The organism is Pseudovibrio axinellae (genome assembly GCF_900110875.1).
Lineage (GTDB): Bacteria > Pseudomonadota > Alphaproteobacteria > Rhizobiales > Stappiaceae > Pseudovibrio > Pseudovibrio axinellae.
Genome location: NZ_FOFM01000022.1, coordinates 1 through 17,823 on the forward strand (window position 1 = coordinate 1; position 17,823 = coordinate 17,823).

The 17,823-nt window shown below is 53.2% G+C and carries 17 protein-coding genes; 2 read left to right on the plus strand and 15 right to left on the minus strand.

Going from position 1 to position 17,823, the window contains the following annotated elements:
* Positions 1-784 (minus strand): helix-turn-helix domain-containing protein (locus tag BMZ51_RS21870; RefSeq protein WP_208979624.1); only part of this gene is annotated, 784 nt, incomplete at its 3' end.
* A gap of 550 nt (positions 785-1,334) precedes the next feature.
* Here BMZ51_RS21870 and BMZ51_RS21875 point away from each other — a divergent pair.
* Positions 1,335-2,261: a M48 family metalloprotease gene (locus BMZ51_RS21875; protein ID WP_068004494.1), complete on the plus strand. Its 927-nt coding sequence runs from the start codon at positions 1,335-1,337 to the stop codon at positions 2,259-2,261.
* Positions 2,262-2,344: 83 nt separating this feature from the next.
* Here BMZ51_RS21875 and traI read toward each other — a convergent pair whose 3' ends face one another.
* The 11 genes from traI to BMZ51_RS21930 form a co-directional block, all read right to left on the minus strand.
* The gene (gene traI, locus BMZ51_RS21880) at positions 2,345-3,469 is read right to left on the minus strand and encodes a TraI/MobA(P) family conjugative relaxase (protein ID WP_068004492.1); all 1,125 of its coding nucleotides are present in this window, start codon (positions 3,467-3,469) and stop codon (positions 2,345-2,347) included.
* A gap of 3 nt (positions 3,470-3,472) precedes the next feature.
* Entirely contained in the window at positions 3,473-3,835 is a 363-nt protein-coding gene (locus tag BMZ51_RS21885; protein WP_068004490.1) for a hypothetical protein, read from the minus strand.
* Positions 3,832-5,145, minus strand: a complete 1,314-nt coding sequence (locus BMZ51_RS21890; protein ID WP_068004488.1) for a DUF5710 domain-containing protein — start codon at positions 5,143-5,145, stop codon at positions 3,832-3,834. Before BMZ51_RS21890 ends, BMZ51_RS21885 begins: the two co-directional genes overlap by 4 nt.
* Positions 5,146-5,197: 52 nt before the next feature.
* Positions 5,198-7,081, minus strand: coding sequence for a type IV secretory system conjugative DNA transfer family protein (locus tag BMZ51_RS21895; protein WP_074882336.1), 1,884 nt, complete (start codon positions 7,079-7,081; stop codon positions 5,198-5,200).
* Positions 7,081-8,016 carry an ATPase, T2SS/T4P/T4SS family gene (locus tag BMZ51_RS21900; protein ID WP_068004487.1) on the minus strand — a complete coding sequence of 312 codons (936 nt, stop codon included), beginning with the start codon at positions 8,014-8,016 and terminating at the stop codon, positions 7,081-7,083. The genes BMZ51_RS21895 and BMZ51_RS21900 overlap by 1 nt, the downstream gene beginning before the upstream one ends.
* Positions 8,017-8,152: 136 nt before the next feature.
* A complete protein-coding gene (locus tag BMZ51_RS21905; RefSeq protein WP_139201453.1) occupies positions 8,153-10,726 on the minus strand; it encodes a hypothetical protein in 2,574 nt (857 codons plus the stop codon).
* Between the two features lie 51 nt (positions 10,727-10,777).
* On the minus strand, positions 10,778-11,917 hold the full coding sequence (locus BMZ51_RS21910) for a TraB/TrbI/VirB10 family type IV secretion system protein (protein ID WP_068004481.1): 1,140 nt from the start codon (positions 11,915-11,917) through the stop codon (positions 10,778-10,780).
* Between the two features lies 1 nt (position 11,918).
* Complete coding sequence (locus BMZ51_RS21915; protein WP_068004478.1) at positions 11,919-12,905, minus strand: TrbG/VirB9 family P-type conjugative transfer protein; 987 nt, start codon at positions 12,903-12,905, stop codon at positions 11,919-11,921.
* Positions 12,902-13,693, minus strand: a complete 792-nt coding sequence (locus BMZ51_RS21920; protein ID WP_068004475.1) for a VirB8/TrbF family protein — start codon at positions 13,691-13,693, stop codon at positions 12,902-12,904. Before BMZ51_RS21920 ends, BMZ51_RS21915 begins: the two co-directional genes overlap by 4 nt.
* A complete protein-coding gene (locus tag BMZ51_RS21925; RefSeq protein ID WP_068004470.1) occupies positions 13,686-13,865 on the minus strand; it encodes a hypothetical protein in 180 nt (59 codons plus the stop codon). Before BMZ51_RS21925 ends, BMZ51_RS21920 begins: the two co-directional genes overlap by 8 nt.
* 5 nt (positions 13,866-13,870) lie before the next feature.
* On the minus strand, positions 13,871-14,920 hold the full coding sequence (locus BMZ51_RS21930; RefSeq protein WP_068004468.1) for a hypothetical protein: 1,050 nt from the start codon (positions 14,918-14,920) through the stop codon (positions 13,871-13,873).
* Between BMZ51_RS21930 and BMZ51_RS21935 the strand changes: the two genes are divergently transcribed.
* Positions 14,919-15,548, plus strand: a complete 630-nt coding sequence (locus BMZ51_RS21935; RefSeq protein WP_068004465.1) for a hypothetical protein — start codon at positions 14,919-14,921, stop codon at positions 15,546-15,548. The genes BMZ51_RS21930 and BMZ51_RS21935 overlap by 2 nt on opposite strands.
* A gap of 23 nt (positions 15,549-15,571) precedes the next feature.
* Here BMZ51_RS21935 and BMZ51_RS21940 read toward each other — a convergent pair whose 3' ends face one another.
* The 3 genes from BMZ51_RS21940 to BMZ51_RS21950 are packed head-to-tail and all read right to left on the minus strand — an operon-like array spanning position 15,572 to position 17,779.
* Positions 15,572-16,351 carry a hypothetical protein gene (locus BMZ51_RS21940; RefSeq protein ID WP_068004463.1) on the minus strand — a complete coding sequence of 260 codons (780 nt, stop codon included), beginning with the start codon at positions 16,349-16,351 and terminating at the stop codon, positions 15,572-15,574.
* Complete coding sequence (locus BMZ51_RS21945; protein ID WP_139201454.1) at positions 16,351-17,346, minus strand: AAA family ATPase; 996 nt, start codon at positions 17,344-17,346, stop codon at positions 16,351-16,353. Before BMZ51_RS21945 ends, BMZ51_RS21940 begins: the two co-directional genes overlap by 1 nt.
* Positions 17,347-17,368: 22 nt before the next feature.
* Positions 17,369-17,779 (minus strand): CrcB family protein, encoded by a 411-nt coding sequence (locus BMZ51_RS21950; protein WP_068004458.1) that lies wholly within the window; start codon positions 17,777-17,779, stop codon positions 17,369-17,371.
* Positions 17,780-17,823 lie beyond the last annotated feature (44 nt).

A 17,823-nucleotide genomic window follows, 5' to 3' on the forward strand; every position in this document is an offset into this window, starting at 1 on the left:
CCTCACTTTCAGCTCCCAAATGCGGCACTGACGGCGCGCCTAACCCCCTTTGCTGGTCCTTTGCTGCAGCACTTTGTTCAAACCGCTCTAAGAGGTCTTTGATCTGCTGGCTCCAGCGCACCAGTTGTGTGATTGGCACGCGGGCCTCTACACGTCTTGGCAAGGATTTGATCAGGCCCATCGCCTGCGCAGAAGATCCGTTGGCCGGATCTAACGTGAGCTGTTCGCGCAAGGCCCGCTTTAAGAGCAACAGCGTTGCTTTTTCCTGCTTCCAGATCTGTGCCCGGTGTTCCTGCTCATGGACCATCTTAAGCAGCCGGTCATAAGAGGCGGCGAGGGGGGCCAGGTTCACCCCAAAGGCTTGCTTGAGTTCCCCATTTGCAGATCTGTGGCCGTAGCGCCGCTGGTTGCCACTGTCATGCCAGCACACCAGACCGGCCCGGTTCAACGCATGTTCAATGTTAAGCACCTGACGCTCACAAATTCCGCGCAGGTTCGCAGTTGCGCTCACGGTCAGATAAACAATGGGATTGCTGCCAGACCCCCAATCCTGATCCCTTGTATAGCCGACTAAGAACTCCAGATGCGAAACTTGGGTTGCAGTGAGGCTTAACTCGCGCTGCAGGCGTTTGACGACAGACAGAGCCTCCCACCGGCTGCCCCCTTCAGGCAGCCCGTTAAACGTCTTTGCGGCCGCTGTTGCAAGTTCGTTCTGGCACCGCGATGTGTTGCCGATTCCAAGCACCTTTGGGGACTGCTGCGGCAGTCCAACTTCAATATGCATTCAAATTAATTCCGTTTAAAACGGAAGCTTTGCGCCAAATTCAGAGTGAATAATCCCGTTCGCAAAAAATATTGCGTTCTTCTCTCTTGCAATTTTTGGGAGGACAACATAGAAATTCAGGTGCTAATTGGTGTTTCTATGTTGTTCTCCCTGGCGGCCTCTGGCTTCCAGGGTTTACTTTTATAGGGCCGTGCCGTGATTGCTTTTGTCCTTGATATTTTCGTTAAATTTCTTTCAAATTGTACGCGTCCTATCCTGCTTAAAAAGTAAAAGTTTAATCACTTTGTGTGTTACGCACATATAAAGGCTGGTTTGCTATCAATTAGTCATAGGACTTTCGAATAGACCTATGGCTTTACCTAAGTCTTCAAGTTCGTTAACTTCAGCATTACTTATCATCCCCGCCTCCCTACATTATTGATAATGAACCTTCTTACTTGATCACATTAACTATACTTGAGTTAGCTGTGAACAAAACTGGAACAAACACTAGTTTTATTGAAAGCTTCCTCAGAGTTTTGTAAAATATTACCAATGGAGGGACATTCAAATGCGCAGAGTATTCAGACACATAGCTATTGATTTGAGCTGGTTTATTTCCTGGTCCATCATTGCATTCACCGCTCATGTTGCGTTGCTTTGGGCAGCGATCCCGTTTTCTTTCATCCTGCGAGCATTTACTGACTTCCCCGCCCTGAACCAGGACGAATGGTCTGTAATTGTCGCACTCGCTCAGGTGGCCTTGTTCTGGCTTATCCTGCGCGTGCCCGGGCTGATCGAGTTCTTCAATGATATCGAGCTTGGGGCTCGCCAGCCTTCGCAGCGCGAACTTTTGCAAATTGAACCTGCCTTTGAGTATCTGCAGGAGATCGCCGATGCAAAAGCCGTCAAACTGCCCCACATTGTCTGGCGTGTGATCGACAGGCGCAATTACAATGCCTGCGCGTTTGGCCGCAACCGGATTGCCCTGTTTCAAGGTGCCCTTTTTGATACCAAGTTCCGGAAGCGTGGACTTGAAGAACTGGCCGCTCTCATGGCCCACGAGATCGGACATTTGCGCCATTGGGATACGGTTCACACCTGCATCACGACTGCTCTGCTCTGGCCTTTCCTGCTCCTGGTGAAACTGAACAATCAGGTCTGCAACCTCCCGCTCATCGGCCTGTTCTTTTCTTTCATTGTCCTGCCGTGCAATCTCATCATCATGATTGCCACCAAGGCGACCAATTTGACCTCGCGCATGGCTGAATACCGCGCCGATGAATTCGCTCAAAAACTGCTTGGTAAAGAGCGTATGTGTGAGGTCTTCAGTAGCCTTTGTGAAGAGCGCAGCGGAACCGACATTCTTGCTCACTATCTTAATTCGCATCCGCCAACAGAATTGCGTCGTAACAACCTGTTGCAGCGATCTGATTATCGTCCTCAATTCAATGCACCTCCTGCATCAGATCTCATTGACCGGTTTCAAAAGCACTAGACCAGACCCTTGCCTTTAATGCTGTGAGCACCACACAGCGCCAGAGGTAGGGGCAGGGGCAGGGGCAGGGCGGTCCGCCTGCATTAACGCTCCAGTTCTGCGTTCCGTTCCTTTTGTTTCTTTTGTTTCTTCTGCTTTTGTTTCTGCCGCTTTACTCCAAAGTGTTTTTCCAGCAATCCTGGTTGTCGTCTTGATCCAAGTCCCATCAGGGACAACATGGCTTCCTCGCCCTTCAGCATCTCGATGGCCGCATGATTGAGGTGGGTCTGTCCCGTTAGGAAAGACTTCCAACTGTGTTTGCCTTTAGGCTTGCCAAGCTGTCTCGTATATTCGCCCCAAACTTCACTCTTGCGGTGCCGGTCATAAAGCGGCCTGCGCTCATAGCGGTCCTTGCGCTTAGCCTGAGAGAGATCTTTCTCCGGTGCCTGATAGGGGCCAAACTTGTCCTCCAAAGCCTTTTTAGAAAAGTCACGGTGAACCGTGCTGGCCTTTTCCAGCCGTGGGCCGTCCAGCTCTTTGAATACCAGACCATTGCCGCGCTGCTTCAGCTCCAGCGAATACGCCGCAAGGCCCTCGTGAAGTTCGGGCCACGTTTTGGCACTCTCCCGGATCTTCAAAAGCTCAGGCTTGTAATCCTTCACATAAGTGGAGAAGGAGACCTCATAGGTATTGGCCTCATAATCCCTTGCCTTTGGATTGGTCTTCTCCAGCACGTCGCCTTTGGCGTTGGTGCGGGTCAGGCCGTATTTCACCTCCATCTCAAGACGAGTGCGCTCCAGAGCATCAAAATCCATATAGGGCGTGTGAACCTTGTAGGTTTTGGGGTGAATCCGGTTGATCGCCACGTGCATGTGGTAATTGTCTGTGTTCGTGTGAGTGCCGATGATGCGCTCATGCTCCTCAAAGCCGAGTGCCTTGGCGAAGGACTTTTCAATGTCCCTCAATGCCGCCAGCTCGGGCACTTCCCCTTCTGCAAACGAGATTACCAGGTGATAGGAGCGGTCGCCCTTCACACGGGTGTTGTGCTTTTGCGTGTTTTCAATCTCGACAATGGCAAGCTCCAGTTCATCTTTGGTGCTTGCCAGCTCACAATTCTCAAACCAAAGATCACCCAGTTTTTCATTGTCTTCCCTGGCGGCGGCGACATAACGCGCCAGCGCCTTAAAAGAGTTCTGTCCAGATTTGCGGTCTATCTTGTGTGCAATCATGCTTCAGAGCGCCATTACTTTTGCTTTGATCTGTGTTTGCGTATCGCGAATAGCGCGCAAGAGCTGTTCCATCTCTTCGTGATTGGCCCGAACTGCAGTATCCGCCAGCCCTGCATTCAACAGGTTGCCCAAACGCGCCTGGTCGTGATTGATCTTCTTCAGCTCATCAATGGCGGTCAGTTTTGTCGGGTCTGGATGGGCAACGTTTTCATAAACGTAGGCAACGTAATGCCCGTATTTCCAGTTCAGCTTGTTGGCCCGCTTTTTGATATCGGCAATAACGCTGAGCGGCATGTACAGGTTGAACGCTGCCGTTCGCTCATTCTTTCCTCTTCCGAACTTAAAGTTCGTCTTGTCAATTTTCATAGGGACATCTCCAACCCGCTGCTTTGCTGTTTAGATTTTGTTGTTTCGACCTCAAGCTCCTGCGCGTTTCCCAGTTTCCGCGCCATCCGTACTTGCGTAATGAACTGGGAGGCCGTTTTATCTTCGCCGCGCGCGGCGGTAAGATCGTTCCAATCTGTCAGTCCTTTGGCTTTATCGGCCTTGTTAAGGGGAGGGCGCACCACATACCCGCCAACGGCCTGCGCGGCCTCAATTGCTTTATCCATTCCCTTATTGGGCAATGGATTTTCGCGAAGGGGCAAATGATGGTCATCATCTGCTGCAAACAGCATGGTCACATCCGGGTATTTCTCACGCATGGCGGTGGCAACCTTGACCATGTTGTCACCATCAAACGTCACAATGACTGGCTTGTTTGTGAGTTTGTGAACGGACGCTCCGGTCGCATATCCTTCTGCAAAGACAAGCGTATCTCCCTGTCCGGGCTGGTCCGCATCGTTTAGGTAGCGCTCTGGATCAATTGCATGGAACAGACCTTCTTTGCGGCCGTGCCTGAGGTAGTGTTTGTCTTCGCCTACGAACTGCAGGGAGTGAATCTTGAGATCCGTATCGCGCAGCGGCACGACCATGCGCGCATCCTTGTCGAGCTTCACACCAAACCCGAGAACTTTTTTGCGTTGCAAATACTCGCAGTTTGACGGCTTGGCCCACTCTTTGAGATTAACCCAGATCCCATAGGCTGTTTTTGCAGCTTTCTCCTGATCCAGTTTGCGCGCATCTGCCCGCTCGATTGACGCCTTTTTCCCTGCTTCAATGGCCCGTTGAACTTCCCCCTTTGAAAGCTGCGGGCCCTCAAAGGTCCAGCTCTCCTGAGTTCCTTTAAAATTGTGCAGCATGCCATTTGGAACAGCACCATCAAGGAAGCCGCGATAAGAGGCGTTCTTAACCTTCTTCTCGCCAGCAATGGCAATGCGGTGCCATTTGCCATCCATCTGCGCCAAGCCCTGCAGGTCCATGCCTTGTGCCCGGATCCAATCACTGAATTCCGTCTGTGGGTCGCGGTTTTGCGCCGCCTTTGGCGCTTTGCCTTTTACCGACCATTTCATCGTTGCCTTCATGATTTCAGCGGTCGGCGCAAACCAGCTCCTGGCTTTGCGATCAAACCTGGCACCAAGCTTTTTAGCGGCCTCGCGCTCCCCATAAGGAACGGCCAGATAGGTGCGCTCGCGCTTGTCCCGGTTTGCAGCCTCACTCAGCGTTCCTTCATCTGCTTGGCGAGCATGCGGGCGGGCATGCGGGCGGGCAGGGGCCTTGGTTTCAGTCTGTGCCATGATGGATCTCCTCAGGGTTTAAAACGACGACAAGAAAGAGACTTTTTTGAGCTCACGACCCGCCTGCCTTGCTGCGTGATGCCACGCCTTCAGCAGGGTGCGTGCTGTTACGGCTCTCAATCTGAGTGCCTGCTTTGACGTTGCCAGAAGGTTTCAGTTTGGAGCGGGCGTTCAGATCCTCATCAAAGAAATAAAGGTATTGCTGGCCCTTGATGGTGGGTTTCCCGGCTGTAAACACCAGCACCTCACCCGGGGCAGTAACCCTGCCGTCCTCATCGTATTTCAGGCCGGTCATCATCATGCATTCATCGGGCGTCATCAAAGACCGTGAGGTCTCAGAGACACTTTCAGAAAGACTGGCTCCGCCCCGTTCCAGATTCTTTGACACCGAGCGTTTGCGCTGCACCACCGTTGTCTTGCCGGTCATGTCAGAGAGAACACGAGCGGTCTCAATCTTGTTGGGCGCATAGGCGATACGCACATGGCAGTTGGAGATGATGCTCTCATCGCGGGTATAGGCGCTTTGAAGCTGGGTGAGATCCTGCGTGATCAGGAAGGCTTTGAGGCCATAGCCTGCCATGAAGGCCAGCGAGCTTTCAAAAATGTCGAGCTTGCCGAGCTGGGGAAACTCATCCAGCATCAAGAGCATGCGGTGCTTGTAAAGGGTCTCACCGTCATTGTGGGACATTTTGGCGGTCAGGCGTGTGAGCATCTGATTGAGGATGATGCGGATAAGCGCCTTCATGCGCCCGATCTCGGCAGGCGAGAGGACCAGATAGACATTGGTCGGCTGATCCGCGTTCATCAAATCAGCAATGGTAAAATCACAGGCCGATGTGTTGCGCGCTATGATCGGGTCTGCAAAGATCGCAAGCTGTGCGGTTGCCGTGGACGAGACACCGGAGCGCTCGTTCCCCGCCCTTTTGCGCATCCGAGAGGCGCCGCGCCGCACTTCCTTGTCAGCGCCCTCATTGCCGTGCTCATAGCCCTCCATATCGAGCAGCAGCTTTTCAAACCCGTCCTCATCCTTTTTCTTGCCATCCGCTTTGGCTTTAACCAGCGCATCAAGCTTTTGCTCAGCATCACCGGCCTCATCATCGCCAACGGACAGGAAGTGCAGCACATCAGCCAGATTTGCCTTGCGCTTTTCTTCGTTGCGCACCCGGTAAAGCACATGCAAAATGGCCGTAGACAGCCACGAAAACCCTTCCTGTTCCCAAAAGTTTTGCAAGCCCTTGCCGGAGGTATCGATGATCATCTTGGCAACGTTCATACAGTCGCCAATCTGGAAATCAGTGTCGATGCGGATCTCTTCTAAGGGGTTGTAACGGGCAGAGCCTTCAGGTGCGGTCGGCTCAAAGTAAAACACGTTCTGGCCTTGCGCCGCCCGCCAACCTGAGGTTTTGGCGTAGTTCTCACCCTTGATATCAAGAATGATGGTGCTTCCAGGCCATGTCAGCAGGGTCGGGATGACCACGCTGATACCTTTACCGGACCGGGTCGGGGCAAAGGCAAGCACATGCTCAGGTCCGTCATGGCGCAGCATGGCGGCGTTTTTGAACTTGTCTTGCAGACCACCAACCACAACGCCTTTGCCGCGCAGATACCCCATGCCCTTGACTTCAGCATCTTCAGCAAAACGTGCCGTGCCATGCAGCGAGCCTGAATCGCGCTCACCTGAGAGCGTCTTGTTACCCGCCTGTTCCATGAGGATGCGGCCGGCAATCATGACCGCGATCATGGCGACAAACCCGCCACCAAACGGGATCAGGATCTCATGAGGGAGTTCATTGGTTTGTATGAAATAGGCGTAAAGCCATTTCCACCATTCAACATCGCTAGGATCGAAGTCCAGCATGTAGTACCAGCCCGCAAGCGTGACGCTTACAAACACACACATGGAAAGAAGAGCGATAATACGCGGGAAAATATGCATCACTGAAGCTTCCCGTTTTTGAGGATGAATTTTTCGTTTTTGACTTCATAAATGTCCGTGATCTGGCGCACGCCGCGCTCAAAGCGGGTGATATGGAAGATCACATCCACCAGCTCGTTGAAGTAACCGCGGATGGGCGTGGCAACGCCTCCAGACAGGTCAATATTGGATTGAAACCGGTCCACGACCATCTCTGGCCGGTCGGCGTGAATGGTGCACATCCAGCCCTTGGCACCGGTGTTCAAAACGTTCAAAGCCGAGTAGGCGTTTTGAACGGAGATCTCAGAGAAGATGATGCGGTCGGGAGAGATGCGCATCTTGTGATCGAACAGTTGCGGCCAGGTTTGCAAGCCAGCTCCTTGCGAAGCCTCACGCGAGGCAAACAGCGCTGAGCCATTCCAGAACCGTTCAACCTCCAGCTCCGGTGTATCTTCACAAGACACAACACGCTCATTGGCAGGCAGCAGAGCAAGCAACTTGTTCAAAAGGGTCGTTTTGCCAGTATTGGTGGAGCCAGAAATTGCAATATTCCAGCGCTTCGCCATCGCCTCAGTGATGTAATCAATCATCTTTTGGCCAAGCCCCATGTCTTCGAACCTGACCTCATAGGGATGCTTGCAGCGCACCGCCATGGACAGGCCGGTGAGCGCGCTTGGTCCAATCAGGCATTCAAAACGATGGCGTTCAGGAAGTGTCACGGAAAGCTTGGGGTGCGTGTTTTCACAAAACTTCAGGCCGTTATAGTTGGCAAGCGCCTGACAGATGCGCCGGATCTGCGTGAAGCCAACCCCCGGCGCTTCAAGCTGCTGCAGATCAGCTTTGCGATGCTCCAGCACAAATGTTTCTGAGCGCGTCTGGCGCAGCTCAACCACGTTCGGATCATGGTAGACTTGCGCTAAAGGTTCCATAAGCTTCATTATTAGTCGATCAGACATAACTTACCCGTTCACCCTGAGAATTACCTCTGGGAGTTGCTTTCAAGCCGTTGGCGTTGGTTGCATTTTAAAACTCTAATCAGGTCTGGCAGGTACAAAGCCCGTGCCTGCCAGACCCTTTGGTGTCAGCTAAGCCCTAGCAATACTCACGGTCATTTGATCTTTTGCCGTTTTTGCGCACAAGGCTCTTAATGAGTTTTGAGTTCGTATGATTGGTCCAGCTGGTGTATTTTACTTTTCCATCTGGGTACGTAATCTTCGTACGGGTCTTGTATTCCTCTTTTTCGTACTCGTTGGTAATGAACCCACGCGCACATTCAGGAACACCCGGACTATAGTAGGTGGTTTTGCTGGTGGTCTTGCGTTCCGTCACACGGGTACAAACATCGGTGACGACCCCGGAACCAGCGCCCGCGTTTTTGACGTACGTCGTGCCCTCTGGGCGCTTATATGTACGCCTTATCGTGGATGGAACGGTCTTGTTACAACCATCAATCGTTGCATCACCGGAACGGGGAACCTGCTCTTCGCTTGTCAGCGAATAAGCAACCTGCTGTGCCCCTGACAACAGTTTCTTGCTGGCAATAGTATGGTTGGTACCTGCAACTCTGATCCACACATCCGACAAAGGCTTTGCCTTCAGGTTAGCATCGTCATTCTGCCATCCAGCTGTTTTGGCGTTGTGCTCATACGTCTTGTCGCCTTTCTCGCACGAGCCCACATATTTGCGTTCGGGGTTGTTGTAGTAAAAGCGCTGCAGGCCAAACGAAAAGCGCTTGTTATAGTCATGAATGAAGTCCTTAGGCTTCATGCACCCTTCAGTGGTCGCCCTGCACTGATAACCTTCCTCATAGGGCGCACCAGCCCCAAGAGAGACTTCATGACGCGTCCCATCGGGGCGCTCAAAAACATCCGTCAACCTGGTTGGAATAAAGGCATAGCAGCCCTCAAAATAACGCCCACCCGGCTTCTGCTCACTCTCTTCACCCAGTGAGGTGTAAGCAATTTCCGGCGCACCTGGCAGCAGCATATTTGATGCCAGCGGATACACCTGACCCGATACATTGATCGACACATCAGAAAGGGGCTGGGCAATCTTCTTCTCGTCATCATACTTCCACGAGGACAGCTCCACATTGTGGGTATAGCTTGTCCCGCCCTGCTGACAGGAACTTACATAAAACCGGTTCGGGTTCTCATAATAATGCCGCTCAAGGCCATAAGAGATGCCAGCTGCAATGTCGTGATTGAACTCGGCCGGGTTGATGCAGCCTTCTGTGGTGGATTTGATCTCAACGGAGGCATTTGAATCTGGCGTACACTGGTCAATGTACTGCGCAGCGCCATTCACTGTGATCTGCGTGCGGTACTGAGGAATTGCCCTACGCCCGCTCAGATCCACCATGGTCTGGCAGATATCAACGCCGTTCTTTTTAAAGACCTTCTCATGCGGATAGGTGTTTTCTGTAACCGTACAGGGGGACGCCTGGAAGAACTGCTCGTCCTTTTGATAGATCCACATCGCCATTTCGGTAGAAAGGGAATTGCCGAAATCATGACGGATGTTACAGCCGTCGGTGACCTGCGCCATCTTGATTGGCTGGTAAAACTCAGATCGCTCACAACTACGCACGCTCTGCAAGTTATTGTTGCCATCGGTATAAACCAGTGAGGTCTCAATATAGGCCATGCCCGCGTCCAGATCGATATCAATCGGGCAGCTGGCATCCTCGGTAATGGAGAATGTTGTATCGGGATCTGGCTGACAATCAGAAAGCTGGATGCGCTCCTGCTGGCTGTTGATGTAATATTCCAGATATTGCGGTTTCGCGATCCGGGCAGTCACATCAATCTTATCATCACAGCTCGCCCCACTTTTCTGGATCGAGAAGTTTGTCCCGCTGTCTGAACACGCGCTTTCCTCGACCACAATGCCTTTTTTAAGCGTCTGCGTCTTGGATTGAACCCGCACTTGTCCCTGATTGCGGTCGATGACCGGCGAGCAACCCTCAAAGGTCACACGGATTTCTTCACGGTCTTCTTCAGGAGCGTCTTTTTCTTCCACCTCTTTACGCTCCGGTGTCTCATAGCCACTTTGTCCTGGCGTCTCCCCGCCCTTTGATGAGTCTGACCCGGACCCGGACCCGCCATTCTCCTCGCGCTCAACGTCCTCGTATTTCTCCTCGTCCTCTTCCTTGTCTTTCTCTTTGTCCTCTTCCGGCTCTCCTTGCGCATTGAGCTTTTTAAGCGCCGCAATCAGCTCTTCTTCATTGCCCGACACATCCAGCGTTTCTTCTGGATCAATCACATCCTCTTCAACGTCGAACTGCGAAGAGAAGTTCTGTGCATTGAGTTCAACAAACCGCTCGCCCTTGGTCAGGCGTGTGAGCACCGCTTGCCCGATCTTCTGCCCATCATGCATAACATACTGGGAGAAGCCCTCTGCGCTCACACCGGCAACGGAAACCTCATCCTTGTTGACCCCTGCGGTGAACTGCGGGGCCTTCTTGATCTGCAAGGCAAGCTCAACGGCTTTGCCTTCAAAAATCGGTGTTGTCTGCTTCACAGCAACAGCAAACAGCTTTTCACGAAGTGCAGCGGTGGCCTGCGCCGCACCTGGTCCTTGCTGTCCTGCCCCGGCCGCCTGACTGGCGGGTGCTGGAGGGGCCGCAGTTTGAGAGAACCCTGCTGCTGTACTTGTCAGCAACATGGCCCCCACCAGAGAAAGCCTTAAAATATTCCGCATCTGAAAAACCTCACATTACTGCTGGGTAGGTGGAGCCAGGTACCAGTCGTATTCAGGTCTGATCTGAACTCTGGTGCCCTGGGAAATACGGATGACCGGCCTTAAATTGACCGTGTCTTCCATAAACTTTGCCGACAACTCGCCAAAATTCTCCGAGATGCCTGTCAGGGCAGAAGCGATCGTGTCGGAGCCTTTCAAACCATAGGCAGAGGCCATGGTGACGGCAGATTCAACGGTTGCGCCAATGGCAACGGTGGTGACAGCAGTGCCGTACTTCTCCCACCAGCGATTATCGACATGGCCGGACATGCCGCCATAGCCTTGCGCATCACCCACCTTGGCTTTGAGCTGATAGATCTCGGCGCGGCTTTGCGCCATGAGAACGCGCTCGCACTGGAACCCGATACGGGACTGACCAACCTTCTTAGCGCTTTCATAACGGCAGATCATGCGGCTTCCCTTTGGAACCAGAAGGTTGGCCCCGTGGTAGCCGTAAACATCCCGGCTCACCTGAATGACAATCGTGCCCTCATCAGCAAGCTGGCTGTTAATGCCGGTTTCCATGATGCCGGTGATGTAGCGATCGGCCGTGACAATCCGGCTGTTATCGACCGCACTGGTGGAGATCCGGCCAGATGCCTTGTAGGTGCTGTTTTGCGGGTCAATGCCTTGCGGGGAACTGAAGGAACCAGATAATGCGCCTGCGGGAGGCAAATTGAGCGCTGCTGTGCGCGTCACACCCGCCTCAAGCCCTGGAACGTTGCCCTCTAACCCGTTTGCCAGCACACCTTGTGAGGTGATGTAGCCTTGCGTCCCAAAGCGGGCGGCTCGTGCGGCCTGCAGCTCCAACTCGAACGGGCTTGGCTCGATGGGTTTTGGTGGCTCAACGATCTTCTCAACCGTGATGTATTCTTTCTTGATGATCGTTCTGGGCGGCGCGTCCTTGCTCACTTCGCGTTCAACCACGATGGGAGGTGCCATGATGATGCGCGGCGGCGGCGGAGCGGGCGGTATCACCGGCTTGGGAGTTGGTGGCCGCTTATACGCAAACACACCATCATCATTTGGCGGCAAACCACGTGAGAGAACCGGCTCAGAGACACATGCCCCGCCAAAAGTCACACCAACTGCCACAAAGAACTCACATATGCTCATGTCAGGTCCCCTTGTACTGGATGCACATGTAAGACTGACCCGACTTCAAGGTGATGAGCTTTGCTGTGTTTTCAATGATGTATGCCTTGCCGGACACACGGGTATTGACCAGCTCGTCAATCCCATCAACCACCACATACGCGGTCGGCAACTCCAGATCGTTCCATTTGTCGCCATAAAAAATGTAGGTGAAGTGATCATCACGCAAAACCAGTTCCGGCTTTAACGAGTTGTCAGATCCCCAAAGCTTGTACTCGCCCCAGCCGCGCAGTTTGGATGGGTCGATGTTGGCGCGTTTCACATAATCGCCCGCCACCTTTTGTGTCTCCCCGCCCCTTGGGGTATAAGCTGGCATATTCATCAAGGGGGCTGGCGGTCCCCCTGCTGTAACTTCAATCAAAGCCGACTGCACCAGGCGGGGTTTTTCGATCTTGAATTGCAGATCTGGGATATGCTTGGAATTGACGGTTTCTGCTCGCAGGTAAAAACTGAACACTCTGCCATCTTCAGCATAGACCTGCAGGGAGCTGTCAACGCCTGCTGCCAAAGGCTTGATGACCAACGTGGTGTCATTGCGCACTTTGGTGTCAAACAGATTCACATCCGCGACATCCGCGTTTTTGATCTTAACGTCTTCAGGAAGCTGGATCACGGTGAGCATGAACTCACGAAGACGGACCCGGTAAACGCAGGTTCCGCATTCAACCTGCGTGTGAACACCACCATCCTTGCCGGCCTTATCCCAGGCCTTCTGGATCTGGCCGAGCGGAACGGTCGTGCGGTTCAGGGGACCAAACTGGCCGCGCCGCTGTGCGGCGGCTTGTTTGAGTGCATCCTGCGGCACACTGGCTGCAACATTTGAGGCAACCTGCTGGCCCTGCGCAACCCGCTGGTTTGGTGTCTGAGGCCCGCGATCCAAAGAGGTCTGGGCAAGAGCGGTGTTTGAAACGAGGAACGTGACAAGAAAAAGAGAAATACGTGGGTTCATGTGGTCGGTCTTTCCTGTACAGCCAATTTCAAAATGCGAATGCCAAGAGGGTTTTCAAAGCGCTCAACGCTGGTGACTTCTTGCGGGCGTGTGGTCATTTCCACATAGGCGCGAAGTCTGGATTGCTCAGGCTTTGTCCTGCCGATCCTGTCTGTCTGGATGAAGTCAACGGCGTATTGATAGACCCCGTCATAGGCATCAACCTGGTTGGCGCTTTCAACGGTGATTGAGCGGTTCAGACCATCTTCAATCGCTTCATCAATGCGGCCTTCGTTTTCTTTCAAAAACTGCCGGTAAAAGTCCTGATCGGAATACGTGGCAACTTCGCGAAACCGTGAGCTTTGAGAGATCTGGTCAACGGCAAGGATCTGCGCCACATAGCGCCGTGCCATTTTTTCCAGCATCAGTTCAAAGCCATCCACCTCAACAGAGATCGGCTCCACCCGGTAAATCCGCTCATCTGCCGGATCGACCCGAAGCAGCGCGATCTCCGTCGTCTTGAGAGGCAAAACCACCGCAATGGCTTGCAGGGACAGCGCCAGACACACACCTAAAACAACGTTGAGACCGGCTGAGATCCTGAAAAGCGTTACCATGCGCCGGTGCGCGGCCTTATAGGCAAACGGATCTGCATCCAGCACCGCCTTGCGCTGTGCTGGCGGTGCCTCCTGCGGAGGGTCGTCAAGGCTCACCTCAGGCGCGTTGTCCTGAACAGGGACCGCAAATCCTGTTCGTGTGCCCCCTTCAGGCTCGCTCTTGCCTTTGTCTTTCCGCTTCCATTTAAACATCGACACCCTCCATCCATTCAAAGCTTTGAGGCTGGTAATCAAGGTCTAAGCAGGCACAGGGAGAGGGACGCATCTCATCGGTATCAACCGGGGCGTAGGGCATTTCTGCATTACTGGCACAGCCAGCCAGAAACAGAGCGAGGGAAAGCGTGAAGAGGAACGGTTTGCTCATGATGATTACTTCTCTGATTTCAGGGCATCGGTTGCTTTGGAATTGGGGTTGGAGCCGGATTGCAGGCCCATGTCAGCGGCTTTGTCACTGAGCGCGGCATTGCTTACGCCAATCGCTGCCTTACCAGCGGTCCAACCGCCTTTGGCCGCTCCGGCAACGCCCTTGCCGTAAGCCCCGGCTGTTTGAGCTGCCCCGCTCATCATCGCACCTGGTGTGGCGGCATTGAGCGTCACTTGTGCCAGTGTGCCGGCCAGTGAGGTTGCTTCCTGCACCAGCGCCACACCCGACCATGCAGTCAGGATCACAAGGATGTAAGCTTTCCAGGCGGTATCATCTAAAACGTCAGAGCTGATTTCTTCACCACCTGGCATAAGATTGCCGATGCCAGTAATAATCAGCTTGAACACCAGCGTGACCGCTACAAGCGTCAGGATTGAGGTTAACAGCGTGGAAATCCCAGCCCCGATTTTCTCACGGCCAAAGGGAAATGCGGCCATAGAAACCACATAAGGAGCCAGCAGGCACACCATCATGATCCGGAACAGGCCGATTGCCACATGGACCACGAACACGACCATCATGATGATGAAGGGCAGCATCAGCGCGACGACAAAGAGCACGATCCCGAACTTTTCTAACCACCCTGCCCCATTCATCATGGTTTTTGCCATTGCAAAGGGCTGTGTAAAAGCTGCTTCCAGCTCGGTGACAAGGCCTGTGATGGCATCTGCGCCACTGCCAGCCCCCATGAGCGCACCTGGAATACCGAACATTAAGGTCGTGGTCGCTTCATAGATCATTCCGGCAAGGCCGAATTTGAGGGCCGTGAGCACGCCAAAACCAAAAAACAGGAACACAAACTGGGAGGCGACCCAGGTTAAATCCGTGGTGGCTGTGGCAAGTTTAAATCCCTGCCAAACCGCCCACAAACATGCTAGGCTGGCAAATATTACCAGCATCGGTTCATAGGCAATTTCCATGTATTTATTGACAAACTTACTGCCACTTAAGACATACTGCTCAATCAAGGGACAGCTGATACAACCGCTATTCATGACCCTCTCCCTTGTCGGATTTATAAGTGCGGCTCAGGCAGCGCCCGATACCGATCATTTGAAGGGCTCCATTGTTCTTAAAGGTGAGGGCTCCACCAATATTTTTGATGGGGTAAAAGACACCCGCTTCCTTGATCTGGCTTACGCCCAATGGGCCTGGAGCAACCTGAAGAGCCCAACCGATGTTGCGGCCGAGCTTGCCAAATACAAGGGCGCCTACAAAACCTTTGAACAGGCGGCGAAGGCCGAGTTCAAACCTCGCTGGAAGGTCAAATACATGAGTATTCCAGACAATCAGTGGACTAAGGCCGGACGAGAACTTCGCGCTCAGGTGGACCGGGAGGTATTTGTGCAGAGCCCGGATCAGGACGCCATTGCCCGCTACCGTGATCTGATCCTGCTGGAAATGGCATGGGATGGATATGTTTCGCGCAGAGCCCCGTGGCATGCAGAAGACTGGGAAGCCTTTGAAAGCTTTTACTGCGACAGGCATACCCGCGTTCTTGGCTTTGTCATGGACGGCTGCGCCATTCCCAACTGGCACAGGCCCGATCCGGGCGCGTGGAAAAAGGTTGGTTATGAGCGGCTGAAACGCGAAGGCAGGCTTGAATTCCTGCAAAGCAACTGAACAGTGCGTGAAGGTCAGGGAGGTCATTTTGAGCCTCCCTTTTTCTTCATGTCATCTTTTGCCAGCTCGCTCTCAATCGGGACGCCCTGAACAATGGACTGGGCAGAAGAGACTTTAAGAAGCTGGGCAAGCAATTGATTGGTCTGGGACTGGCTTTGCAGCAAGGCAGAATTGACTTCAATAAGCACCTGCAGGCGTTCATTGACCGTTTGCGCCTTGGCCCCCTCGCTTTTGAGTTCCTGCGCCGCCTCTAAGGTCTTGACCGCATTTTCCTGCGCCATATCGGCCTGTGCCAGCCCCTTGAACGAAGCATCAGCCACCGTATTGACGCGGGCCTTTTTAACACCGGCCTGCACCTTCCCCTTTTCTTCCCAGGTCATGGACGTCATGTCCTTAGGCTCGGCCACCAGACCGTTTTGATAGGCATCAGAACGCGAACACAGCGAGCCCATATCCATCTCATCAAAGCTCACATCCGGCATCAGGCCCTCAAAATCGGGAACCAGACAGGAATTGTCCGACATGATCTGACCGGTGATGTCGCTGAAGTTGATAGAGGGGATCGAGATCTTGGAGACCTCGCCAATGCTTTTAAGCGTATCGTCAACGCCCGAGCGCACATCCTTAACCACATCAAGCTGCTCTTTGAGCGTCTTGATCTGTTCTTTCATCTGCGCAATCTGCTTCTTGGCCTCTGCGATGGCCTTGATATCAATGACAGGACGGGCCGCAAAAGCGGGCACGCTTATCAGCGCCAGTGAGAGTGCAAGCATAGAGGCAGCAATAAACCGGTTGGCTCTCATCAGTTCGCCTCCCCGTCTACGTCCAGTTCGGATCTGGCCTGCTCATCTGGATTTAACGGCGTAGCAACTGTCTCAGAGGCCAACGCCTCCTTCCTGAAGATCGCCTCAGGCGCAGCCAACCGGCTGGTCTCCCGTTCTATGATGACAGGAGGGGCGATAAAAACAGGGGGTGCAGGCGGCGTGATCTGCACGGCTTGTGGCAAACTCACACCTTGCTCTCTGGCGATATATTCAATGCGGCTGCTCAGCCCGGACAGCCTGGGCACTGTGCTATCCGTGTCTGAACCCACAAATGTCTGGATGGCTAAAAAAAACATCACAGGTGCCATGACAATAAGGGCAGCGCCCATAAGACGATCACGCGTCCTGACGCTCCTCACGGCCCTGCTCTTCAAAGCAGCTTTCGCCTCTCTCAGCTCTTCAGAAGCGTTATTGCACCAACTAAAAAACTGCTGGCGATTGTCTTGTATGAGGCCATCTTTGACCTGCCAGACGGCGGTTCTGATCTCTTCGACATCTTTTGCTAAGTGAGTAAGATCCGTGGTGCCGATCTGGTCCAGACTGACTTTCAGATCCTCTAAAAGGCTATACTGGCCCTTAAGCGTTTCAACCTGCGCGATTAGATCCTTCAAAAGACCATCTTGCGCCTTAATCTGCGCCTCATGTTTTTCGCGCTCTGTCTTAAGTTTTCTTTCTTTCCATAGCTGATCAAATTCTTTGAGCCCCTGATTTGCTTTCGCGCTTCGTTTCAGGTGCACCAGTTCAGTTGCCCGCAGTTCCAGCTCTTGAATTAAGTCAGCGGTGCCAAAAGTCTGCAAATCACCTTGCTGATCGCCGGCCTTTTCCTGGCCCTTCCTGCTTAGCCTGTCCAGCTCTGCAAGATTGCTGCTGCGCTGTTTCAGTTGCCCTTTGTCCTTGTCCCGTTCCCGGTCCAGATCGCTCAAAAACTGCGCATTATCCATGGTCGTTTCCAGCGTATTTTCGTCTCTGGTCATGCCCGTCTCCTCCATCATCGCTTCAGTTCACCGCCAATTTGGATTGCGGCTGCGCAGTCAAAGAGGTCGCAGACAAAGGTGTAGGCGTAAGGGATGCAGCAAGGTGGACAGCCCCTTCCAGCCGGGACAATCTGTTTTCAAGGTCGCTTACATCGGACCCACTGAAGAGGAATGATCCCAGAACGAAACAGGTCAGGCAGGCCGCTATGACAGCGCCCCACGAAGGCCGGGAGAGCTGGAAATCTTCCTCTACAAGATCTTCATCAGTAGATCCTTCCTCCTCTAAGCCTTCCTCCTCTAAGCCTTCCTCGTCATAAAGGTTCTCATCATCCTGATAATCGTGAGAAAAATACTGAGAAAAATAGTGACCGTCCGACCAATCAGCCTGATGGTCATAGACGCGTCTTGAAGCTGCTCCGTTAGATGCATTCATTTTACTTTGTCCCCGCCGCTTTGATGATTAAGTCCTGCATGTGC

Excerpts from the sequence above, each read along its gene's own strand:
- BMZ51_RS21875 (WP_068004494.1), top strand. The coding sequence starts at position 1,335 with ATGCGCAGAGTATTCAGACACATAGCTATTGATTTGAGCTGGTTTATT.
- traI (WP_068004492.1), bottom strand. The coding sequence starts at position 3,469 with ATGATTGCACACAAGATAGACCGCAAATCTGGACAGAACTCTTTTAAG.
- BMZ51_RS21885 (WP_068004490.1), bottom strand. The coding sequence starts at position 3,835 with ATGAAAATTGACAAGACGAACTTTAAGTTCGGAAGAGGAAAGAATGAG.
- BMZ51_RS21890 (WP_068004488.1), bottom strand. The coding sequence starts at position 5,145 with ATGGCACAGACTGAAACCAAGGCCCCTGCCCGCCCGCATGCCCGCCCG.
- BMZ51_RS21895 (WP_074882336.1), bottom strand. The coding sequence starts at position 7,081 with ATGCATATTTTCCCGCGTATTATCGCTCTTCTTTCCATGTGTGTGTTT.
- BMZ51_RS21900 (WP_068004487.1), bottom strand. The coding sequence starts at position 8,016 with ATGTCTGATCGACTAATAATGAAGCTTATGGAACCTTTAGCGCAAGTC.
- BMZ51_RS21905 (WP_139201453.1), bottom strand. The coding sequence starts at position 10,726 with ATGTTGCTGACAAGTACAGCAGCAGGGTTCTCTCAAACTGCGGCCCCT.
- BMZ51_RS21910 (WP_068004481.1), bottom strand. The coding sequence starts at position 11,917 with ATGAGCATATGTGAGTTCTTTGTGGCAGTTGGTGTGACTTTTGGCGGG.
- BMZ51_RS21915 (WP_068004478.1), bottom strand. The coding sequence starts at position 12,905 with ATGAACCCACGTATTTCTCTTTTTCTTGTCACGTTCCTCGTTTCAAAC.
- BMZ51_RS21920 (WP_068004475.1), bottom strand. The coding sequence starts at position 13,693 with ATGTTTAAATGGAAGCGGAAAGACAAAGGCAAGAGCGAGCCTGAAGGG.
- BMZ51_RS21925 (WP_068004470.1), bottom strand. The coding sequence starts at position 13,865 with ATGAGCAAACCGTTCCTCTTCACGCTTTCCCTCGCTCTGTTTCTGGCT.
- BMZ51_RS21935 (WP_068004465.1), top strand. The coding sequence starts at position 14,919 with ATGACCCTCTCCCTTGTCGGATTTATAAGTGCGGCTCAGGCAGCGCCC.
- BMZ51_RS21930 (WP_068004468.1), bottom strand. The coding sequence starts at position 14,920 with ATGAATAGCGGTTGTATCAGCTGTCCCTTGATTGAGCAGTATGTCTTA.
- BMZ51_RS21940 (WP_068004463.1), bottom strand. The coding sequence starts at position 16,351 with ATGAGAGCCAACCGGTTTATTGCTGCCTCTATGCTTGCACTCTCACTG.
- BMZ51_RS21945 (WP_139201454.1), bottom strand. The coding sequence starts at position 17,346 with ATGACCAGAGACGAAAATACGCTGGAAACGACCATGGATAATGCGCAG.
- BMZ51_RS21950 (WP_068004458.1), bottom strand. The coding sequence starts at position 17,779 with ATGAATGCATCTAACGGAGCAGCTTCAAGACGCGTCTATGACCATCAG.